Below are 9,486 nucleotides of genomic sequence, written 5' to 3' on the forward strand. Positions count from 1 at the left end.
AAGGCGAGACCGGCAGCGGTCAGGGCGGTCTTACGGATCAGATCGGTACGCATGATGGCGTGCTCCTCTGCATCGGGGGAAACCGCACAGGCACTGAACCGGGGGGTGTGCCCGTGGGGGGTGTGGCCGTGCGGGGACGTTCGCGGGGTGCCCGGCGACCCGCTGAGGGGTCGGCGTCGGGACAAGGTGTAACGGTTCGCGGTGGCGGGTCATTCCGCCTGCCCATCGGCCCTGTGTGATGCCGGGCCTGGCTGGTTCCGCCTACCAGGGCTGGCCGGTGGTGCTCGGGCCTGGCTGGTTTCGCCTACCTGGGGCCGGCCGGTGGTGCTCGGCCGTGCGGGATGTAACCGTGGCAGCCGGGCGGGTGTTCCCGGCGGCTGCCCTCCACCGGCCGGCGGGGGCGCGGTGGTCTGCCAGGTATAACGACCCGGCCCGGCCCCCGATTCCGCCGTCGGGGTGGCCCCGACCACCCGACACCCCCACCCAAACCCGACAAACCGCCGACCCGACGCCTGCCTCGATGGCTGGCGACCCGGGCACCGCGGACACAGCGGACACCGCGGCGTGATCGACTCGGGTTTCAGGAAGACGCGGCATCCGCGCGCCTGGGACACCGCGACTTCATGAAACCCGAGTCGATCACGCCTGCTTCGCACCCGGGACACCCCGGCATCACAGGATCAGGCGTTGGGTTTCGCCTCCGCGCCGTCGACGGCCTTCGGGTCCTTGTCGAGGGCGGCCAGGATCGCCTCGGCGGTGCGCCGACCGACCCCCGGCACCTCCGTGATCTCTTCGACAGTTGCGGCCGAGAGTCGCTTGAGCGAACCGAAGTGCCGCAACAGCGCTTTGCGCCGGACCTCCCCCAGGCCGGGCACGTGGTCGAGTGCCGACTCGGTCATCCGCTTCGAGCGGCGTTGCCGGTGGAAGGTGATGGCGAACCGGTGGGCCTCGTCACGCACCCGTTGCAGCAGGTAGAGCCCCTCCGAGGTGCGCGGAAGGATGACCGGGAACTCGTCGTCCGGCAGCCACACCTCCTCCAGCCGCTTGGCCAGCCCGCACAGTGCCACGTCGTCGATGCCCAGGTCGGCCAGGGCCTGCGCGGCGGCTGCGACCTGTGGGGCACCGCCGTCGACGACCACCAGCTGCGGCGGGTACGCGAATTTGCGCGGCCGGCCGGTCGTCGGATCGATCAGGACGCCGACCTGCGGCTCGACCGCATCCTGCGGGGCGGCCTGGTCGTCGGCCGACTCCACGCCCACCTCGCCCGTCTCGGCCCTGGCGTCCAGGTAGCGGGCGAAGCGGCGGCGCAGCACCTCGGACATCGCGGAGAGGTCGTCGGTGGCGCCCCGGACGATGAACCGCCGGTATTCGCTCTTGCGGGGCAGCCCGTCCTCGAAGACCACCATGCTGGCGACCACGTCGGTGCCCTGGATCTGGGAGATGTCGAAACACTCGATGCGCAGCGGCGACGTGCTCATGCCCAGCGCCTCGCTGATCTCGTCCAGTGCCTTGCCCCGGGTGGTCAGGTCACCGGAGCGCTTCAGCTTGTGCCGGGCCAGCGCGTCCTTGGCGTTGCGCTCCACCGTCTCCATCAGGGAACGCTTGTCGCCACGCTGCGGCACCCGTAGCGACACCCGACTGCCCCGGTGGCTGGAGAGCCAGTCGGCAAGCGCGTCGGCGTCCGCTGGCAGCTCGGGCACGAGCAGCTCGCGGGGCACGTCGGCCTCGCCGTGCTCGCCGCCGTACACCTGGGTGCAGAAGTGGTGCACCAGGTCTCCGGTGGTCAGGTCCTCGGTCTTCTCCACCACCCAGCCGCGCTGGCCGCGGACCCGGCCGTCGCGGACGTGGAAGACCTGCACGGCCGCCTCGAGCGGGTCGTCGGCGAACGCGACCACGTCCGCGTCGGTGCCGTCGCCCAGCACCACTGTCTGCTTCTCCATGGCCCGACGCAGCGCTGCCACGTCGTCGCGCAGCCGGGCGGCCCGCTCGAACTCGAGCTGCTCACTCGCCTCGGTCATCTCGCGTTCGATCTTGCGGACCATGGTGTCGGTGCGCCCGGCCATGAAATCGCAGAACCCGTCGACGATGGCCCGGTGCTCGTCGGCGGAGACGGTGCCGACGCACGGGGCCGAGCACTTGCCGATGTAGCCGAGCAGGCAGGGACGACCGACCTGACCGGCCCGCTTGAAGACCCCGGCGGAGCACGTCCGGGCGGGGAACACCCGCAGCAGCAGGTCGAGGGTCTCCCGGATCGCCCAGGCGTGCGAATACGGGCCAAAGTAACGCACGCCCTTGCGCTTGGCGCCGCGCATCACCTGCAGCCGCGGGTACTCCTCGTCGAGGGTGACGGCGAGATAGGGGTACGACTTGTCGTCGCGGTAGCGGACGTTGAACCGCGGGTCGTACTGCTTGATCCAGGTGAACTCCTGCTGGAGTGCCTCGACCTCGGTGCCGACGGTGATCCAGTCCACCGACTCGGCGGTGGTGACCATCTGACGGGTGCGCTCGTGCAGGTTCCAGACGTCGCCGAAGTAGGAGTTGAGCCGGCTGCGCAGATTGCGCGCCTTGCCGACGTAGATCACCCGGCCGGTGCCGTCGCGGAAGCGGTAGACCCCCGGTAGCTCCGGGATGGTGCCGGGTGCGGGGCGGTAGGTAGAGGGGTCAGCCACGCCAGCAAGCCTAGTCCGCGGCACCGACAGCCCCCGGCAGGCGCGTGATCCACTCGGCGTCCCGGAGGTCGGGGTGTCGGCACGCCACGGACACCCCGATCTCCGGGACCGCGAGTCGATCAAGGGGCGCCGGCCCAACCACCAGATCAGCCCGCCGGCCCGGCGGTCACGCCAGCCCGGCCGTCAGACCAGCCCGGCGGCCCCGCGATCAGACCAGCCCAGCCGCCAGACCAGCCCAGCCGCCAGACCAGCCCGGCGGCGATCAGGCCAGCGAGATCTGGTCGCCGGTGACCTTGATGTTCTTCGGCGGCAGCGGCTTCGTGGCCGGGCCGGCCTTCACCGAGCCGTCCTCGATCGAGAACTTGCTGTTGTGGCAGGTGCAGTTGATGGTGCCGCCGTCGACGTTCGTCACCGGGCAGTTCTGGTGCGTACAGATCGGGCTGAATCCCTTGAACTGACCCGCCGTGGGCTGGGTGATGACCACGCCCTCGGCGGCGAGGACCTTGCCACCCCCGACCGGGATGTCGGTGGTGGTGGCCAACGACTGGGCGTTCTGCCGGTCGCCGCCGCCGGCGTCGCCGGTGCTGGGCACTGCGGGGCCCCCACTGGTGGGTGCGTCACTGCCGCTGCCGCCGTCGTCGCTGCCGCAGGCAGCCAGGACGACGGCCGCGCCGACCGCCCCGACGCCGGTGAGCAGGGTACGGCGTGTCTGGGTACCCGAACCGGTCAGCGCCTGATCGTCACTCATGCCTCGCCTCTCTCTGGCCCGCTGCGCCGGTCGGAAGCCGGCCACACTTCTCCACACGCGCAACTGTGCCGGATGGTTCATGGCGGCATCCGGCCGACCCGGCAAATGGGGCGGGGCGGGTCGTCATCCGACCCGCCCCGCCCGACGAACACGCACAGCGAGGTCAGCGCGCGCCGGCCGGCACCTTGCGGCTGGCCCGTGCCTTGGTGGCGCCGTTGGCCTTGGCGGCCCGGGTGGTGGCGGCGGCCGCACCCTTGGCCTCGCCGTCGAGCTTGAGCACCTGGCGCAGGAACTGGCCGGTGTGGCTCTCCGCCACCTCGGCGACCTCCTCTGGGGTGCCGGTGGCGAGCACGGTGCCGCCCCGGTGGCCGCCCTCGGGGCCCATGTCGATCAGCCAGTCGGCGGTCTTGATCACGTCGAGGTTGTGCTCGATGGTGATCACCGTGTTGCCCTTGTCGACCAGCCCTTCCAGCACCATCAGCAGCTTGCGGATGTCCTCGAAGTGCAGACCGGTGGTCGGCTCGTCGAGCACGTAGACCGTCCGCCCGGTGGAGCGCTTCTGCAGCTCGGAGGCGAGCTTGACCCGCTGCGCCTCACCACCGGAGAGGGTCGGCGCGGGCTGACCGAGGCGGACGTAGCCCAGGCCGACGTCGACGAGCGTCTTCAGGTGCCGGTGGATGGCCGGGATGGCGGAGAAGAACTCGGCGGCCTCCTCGATCGGCATCTCCAGCACGTCCGAGACGGTCTTGCCCTTGTAGTGCACCTCCAGGGTCTCCCGGTTGTACCGGGCGCCCTTGCAGACCTCGCAGGGGACGTACACGTCGGGGAGGAAGTTCATCTCGATCTTGATGGTGCCGTCACCCGAGCACGCCTCGCAGCGACCGCCCTTGACGTTGAAGGAGAACCGCCCAGGGCCGTACCCGCGCACCTTCGCCTCGGTCGTCTCGGCGAAGAGCTTGCGGACGTGGTCCCAGACGCCGGTGTAGGTGGCCGGGTTGGAACGCGGCGTCCGACCGATCGGTGACTGGTCCACGCCGACGACCTTGTCCACGTGCTCCAGACCGGAGACCCGGGTGTGCCGGCCGGGCACCAGCCGGGCGCCGTTGATCTGGTTCGCCAGCACCGCGTAGAGGATGTCGTTGACCAGCGTCGACTTGCCCGAGCCGCTGACCCCGGTGACGGCGATCAGCTGGCCCAGTGGGAACGAGACGGTCAGGTTGCGCAGGTTGTGCTCCCGTGCGCCGTGCACCACCAGCTCACGGGCCGGATCCTGCGGGCGGCGGCCCGTCGGCGTCGGGATCGACCGCCGACCGGACAGGTACGCCCCGGTGATCGACTCCTTGTTCTTCAGCAGCGCCGGCACCGAGCCGCTGTGCACGATCTTGCCGCCGTGCTCACCCGCGCCCGGCCCGATGTCGACGATCCAGTCGGCGGTGCGGATGGTGTCCTCGTCGTGCTCCACCACGATCAGCGTGTTGCCCAGCCCGCGCAACCGGATCAGGGTCTCGATCAGCCGGTGGTTGTCGCGCTGGTGCAGCCCGATCGACGGCTCGTCGAGCACGTAGAGCACGCCCACCAGACCGGAGCCGATCTGGGTGGCCAGCCGGATGCGCTGTGCCTCACCGCCGGAGAGCGTGCCGGCCGGGCGGTCCAGGGAGAGGTAGTCCAGGCCGACGTCGAGCAGGAACCGCAACCGGGCGTTGATCTCCTTGAGGACCCGCTCCGCGATCATCTTCTGCCGGTCGGTCAGCTCGATGCCGGCGAGCAGGTCGGCGCACTCCCCCACGGACAGGTTGCAGACCTCGGCGATGCTCTTGCCGGCCAACGTGACCGCGAGCACCTCGGGCTTGAGTCGGGCACCGCCGCACGCCGCGCACGGCACGTCGCGCATGTAGCCCTCGTACTTGTCGCGGGACCACTCGGACTCGGTGTCGGAGTGCCGGCGCTCGATCCACTGCACCACGCCCTCGAAGCCGGTGTAGTAGGAGCGCTCACGGCCGTACTTGTTGCGGTACCGCACGTGCACCTGGTCGTCGGAGCCGTGCAGGATCGTCTTCTGGGCCCGCGCCGGCAACGCCCGCCACGGGGTGTCGATGTCGAAGTGCTGAGCCTCGCCGAGCGCCTCCAGCAGGCGCAGGAAGTATTCCAGGTTGTGCCCGGTGGACCAGGGCTGGATGGCGCCCTCGCGCAGGCTGCGCTCCGGGTCGGGGACCAGCAGCTCCGGGTCGACCTCCTTCTTGGTGCCCAGGCCGGTGCACTCCGGGCAGGCGCCGTACGGCGCGTTGAAGGAGAAGACCCGGGGCTCGAGATCCTCGATGGCCAGCGGGTGGTCGTTGGGGCAGGCCAGGTGCTCGGAGTAGCGGCGCTCGCGGTCCGGGTCGTCTTCCGGCAGGTCGACGAAGTCGAGCAGGACCAGACCGCTGGACAGCCCCAGCGCGGCCTCGACCGAGTCGGTGAGCCGCTGCTTGGCGCTCGGCTTGACGGTGAGCCGGTCGATCACCACCTCGATGGTGTGCTTCTCCTGCTTCTTGAGCTTCGGCGGCTCGGTCAGCGGGTGCACCACGCCGTCGACCCGGGCCCGGGCGTAGCCCTTGGCCTGCAGCTCGGCGAAGAGGTCGACGTATTCGCCCTTGCGGCCCCGGATCACCGGGGCGAGCACCATGAACTTGGTGCCCTCGGCCATGGCGAGGACCCGGTCGACGATCTGCTGCGGGCTCTGCCGGGAGATGCGCTCGCCGCAGACCGGGCAGTGCGGCTCACCGATGCGGGCGTAGAGCAGGCGGAGGTAGTCGTAGACCTCGGTGATGGTGCCGACCGTCGAACGCGGATTACGCGAGGTGGACTTCTGGTCGATCGAGACGGCCGGGCTCAGGCCCTCGATGAAGTCGACGTCCGGCTTGTCCATCTGGCCGAGGAACTGCCGGGCGTACGAGGAGAGCGACTCGACGTAGCGGCGCTGCCCCTCGGCGAAGATCGTATCGAAGGCCAGGCTCGACTTGCCCGACCCGGACAGCCCGGTGAACACGATGAGTGCGTCCCGGGGCAGGTCGAGACTGACGTCACGCAGGTTGTGCTCGCGCGCGCCACGGATGATCAGTCGGTCGGCCACAGTGCGTGTACTCCCGGGAGAAGATGAAGCGAAGGATGTGTCCCGCTCTGGGTGCTCTTGAGCGGTCGTGCGGGCGCGGAAAACACGCCTCGGCAACTCTAGCCCCGAGGTACGACAGTTTCCCTCGCCCGCACATTCCCCCAGCTCAGCCCGGTCGGCCGCCCGGCCCGCAGCCGGCCGGGAGCCCCGGCCGGTCGGCCGCGAACCACGGTCAGTAGCCCCCGGGCGTCGGCGGACGCGCCGCGCGACGTCGGGCCGAACGCCACCCGCCGCGCCGCTCCGCCGCCACCCGCGCCTCCCGCCGTCGACTCTCGTGGGCCACCTCACCCTGCAGCCGCCGCCAACTCTCCCACCGACGGGTGGAGAGCTCGCCGGTGTGCAGCGCCTCCCGGACCGCGCAGGCCGGCTCGCCGTCGTGGCCGCAGTCGGCGTACCGGCAGCCCTCGGCCAGCCCGGCGATGTCGGCGAACGCCCGGTCGAGCCCGGCCGCGCCGTCCAGCAGACCGACCGCCCGCACGCCGGGCGTGTCGATCACCGCGCCGCCGCCGGGGACGGGTACGAGAGCCCGCCAGGTGGTGGTGTGCCGACCCTTGCCGTCCACCCGCCGGATCGCCTGGGTGGGCATCATCACCGCCCCGACGAGGGCGTTGACCAGGCTCGACTTGCCGGCACCGGACGGGCCGAGCAGGCCGAGCGTGCGACCGGGGGCCACCTCGGCGCGCAGCGGGTCCAGCCCGAGGCCACGTTCGGCGCTGACCGGCAGCACCGGCACCCCGGGGGCGACAGCGGCCAACTGGCGGGCCAGCGCGCCCGGGTCGGCCGCCAGGTCCGCCTTGGTCAGTACGACCAGGGGTCGGGCGCCGGACTCGTGGGCCAGGGAGAGCAGTCGCTCGATCCGGCCCACGTCCGGCTCGGGGTGCACCGGCTCGACCACGGCGGCGGCGTCGAGGTTGGCGGCCAGCACCTGGCCGCTGGCGTCCTTGCCGGCGGTACGCCGGATCAGCGCGCCGCGCCGCGGCAGCACCGTCTCCACGGTGACCCGGCGGTCCGGCCAGTGGGTGAGCAGCACCCAGTCCCCGGCGCAGGGCAGCGCGGACGGGTCCCACGCGGCGACGGTCAGCACCGCCCCGCCCAGGCTGGCCCGGACCGGGCCGACGGTGGTCAGCACCGTGCAGACCCCCCGGTCCACCCGGGCCACCCGACCCGGCTGGTGCTCGCCGCGGCGCGCGGCGTACGCCGCTCGCTCGGCGTCCCAGCCGAGGGCGGTCAGATCGATCGTCATAGCATCCTCATCGGTGTCGAAGCTGGTGATGGCGGAACACGCGTGCCACGTCCGGCATGATCAACCACCTCCGTCCGATGTCCCGGTGCCGCGTCTGCCGCTGACGGTAGGTCGTGCGCCGACGCGCCGAAAGCGATTTCCCCGGCGACGCCGCGGGCGGCGGACCGCTACTGTCGACGGGTGACCACGGATCCGCTGCTGCTGATGGGCGAGGTGGACGCGGCCACCAGCCGACTACTCCGTACCGCCGCGTCTTTCGACGCCGCGGACCTGGCTGCCGCGTCGCTGCTGCCGGGCTGGACGCGCGGCCACGTGCTGGCGCACGTGGCGCGCAACGCCGACGGCTTCGTCAACCTGCTCACCTCGGCCCGCACCGGGGAGGCCCTGCCGATGTACGCCTCGTTGGAGGCCCGCACGGCGGACATCGAAGCCGGTTCGGGCCGACCACCGGCCGCGCACCTGGACGACCTGCGCCGCACCGCGGACCTGTTCGCCGAGGCGGTCGCGGCGATGCCGACCGAGGCGTGGGCGGCGACGGTGCAGGCGCGTAAGGGCCCGTGGCCGGCCGCGCTGCTGGTCTGGGGTCGGCTCCGGGAGATCGAGGTGCACCACCTCGATCTGGCCGCCGACTACCGGGCCACGGACTGGTCGGAGGCGTTCGCCCACCGACTGCTGCGCGAGGCGGCCAGCCATCACGGCACCGGTCCGACGCCCCCGTCGATGGTGCTCCGTCTCGACGGCAGCGAGCACGAGGTGGTGATCGGGGAGCGGGTCGGCGCCCCGGTCGTCGCCGGTCCCGCCCCCGACCTCGCCGCCTGGCTGATCGGCCGCGCCGACGGCGCCCCGCTCTCCGTCATCCCTGACGGTCCCCTGCCTACTCCACCGGAATGGATATAGAAACGTCATGACATACAACGGAGACGTCACGAACGGCGGCGCACCCGCGGTTCGGGACTTGGCCGGGCTGACCATCAGCAAGCTGTCGGTGGGCCCGATGGACAACAACGCCTACCTGCTGCGCTGCACGGCCACCGGTGACCAGGTGCTGATCGACGCCGCCAACGAGGCACCCCGGCTGCTCGACCTGATCGGCGACGGTGGGCTCACCGCCGTGGTGACGACCCACCAGCACATGGATCACTGGGTGGCGCTGGAGGAGGTCGTCGCCAAGACCGGCGCCCGGGCGCTGGTGCACGCCGACGACGCGGCGGGCCTGCCGATCGAGGCGGAGCGGCTGGCCGACGGCGACACCGTGGCGGTCGGCGACTGCGCGCTGGAGGTCATCCACGTCAAGGGCCACACCCCGGGTTCGATCGCGCTTCTCTACCGCGACCCGGCCGGCACCCCGCACCTGTTCACCGGCGACAGTCTCTTCCCTGGTGGCGTCGGCAACACCGACAAGGACCCGGAGCGGTTCGCGGCGCTGATCGGCGACGTCGAGCAGAAGCTGTTCGACAAGCTGCCGGACGACACCTGGTTCTACCCGGGCCACGGCAAGGACAGCACGTTGGGCGCCGAACGCCCCGCCCTCCCCCAGTGGAAAGCCCGAGGCTGGTAACCCCACCCCCAACCCAAGACCCAACGTCACCAGGGACCCTAAAGATCAACACCCCACCGTCGTAGGCGGCACCCCCCGCACCAACCGGAACCACGAAGGGGGCGGGGGCCCGCCGTGCCC

At 71.4% G+C, this 9,486-nt stretch carries 6 protein-coding genes; 2 read left to right on the top strand and 4 right to left on the bottom strand.

Annotated features, from left to right (window positions below; genetic code table 11):
- Positions 1–680: 680 nt before the first annotated feature.
- The 4 genes from uvrC to rsgA form a co-directional block, all read right to left on the bottom strand.
- The gene (uvrC, locus tag IF22_RS0132515) at positions 681–2,669 is read right to left on the bottom strand and encodes an excinuclease ABC subunit UvrC (RefSeq protein WP_030338335.1); all 1,989 of its coding nucleotides are present in this window, start codon (positions 2,667–2,669) and stop codon (positions 681–683) included.
- A 262-nt stretch (positions 2,670–2,931) separates the two neighbouring features.
- Positions 2,932–3,417, bottom strand: a complete 486-nt coding sequence (locus IF22_RS0132520) for a Rieske (2Fe-2S) protein (RefSeq protein ID WP_030338337.1) — start codon at positions 3,415–3,417, stop codon at positions 2,932–2,934.
- 163 nt (positions 3,418–3,580) lie between these two features.
- Positions 3,581–6,526, bottom strand: a complete 2,946-nt coding sequence (gene uvrA / locus IF22_RS0132525; RefSeq protein ID WP_030338339.1) for an excinuclease ABC subunit UvrA — start codon at positions 6,524–6,526, stop codon at positions 3,581–3,583.
- A gap of 211 nt (positions 6,527–6,737) precedes the next feature.
- Positions 6,738–7,808 carry a ribosome small subunit-dependent GTPase A gene (gene rsgA, locus IF22_RS0132530; protein ID WP_030338341.1) on the bottom strand — a complete coding sequence of 357 codons (1,071 nt, stop codon included), beginning with the start codon at positions 7,806–7,808 and terminating at the stop codon, positions 6,738–6,740.
- Positions 7,809–7,988: 180 nt separating this feature from the next.
- On the opposite strand from rsgA, the gene IF22_RS0132535 reads away from it, so the two are divergent.
- Together IF22_RS0132535 and IF22_RS0132540 are read left to right on the top strand one after the other, a co-directional pair.
- Positions 7,989–8,705, top strand: coding sequence for a maleylpyruvate isomerase family mycothiol-dependent enzyme (locus IF22_RS0132535; protein ID WP_030338343.1), 717 nt, complete (start codon positions 7,989–7,991; stop codon positions 8,703–8,705).
- Between the two features lie 7 nt (positions 8,706–8,712).
- Positions 8,713–9,366, top strand: a complete 654-nt coding sequence (locus tag IF22_RS0132540) for an MBL fold metallo-hydrolase (protein WP_030338345.1) — start codon at positions 8,713–8,715, stop codon at positions 9,364–9,366.
- The last annotated feature ends 120 nt before the right edge of the window (positions 9,367–9,486 follow it).

It is taken from the genome of Micromonospora parva (assembly GCF_000718515.1).
GTDB classification, from domain to species: domain Bacteria; phylum Actinomycetota; class Actinomycetes; order Mycobacteriales; family Micromonosporaceae; genus Micromonospora; species Micromonospora parva.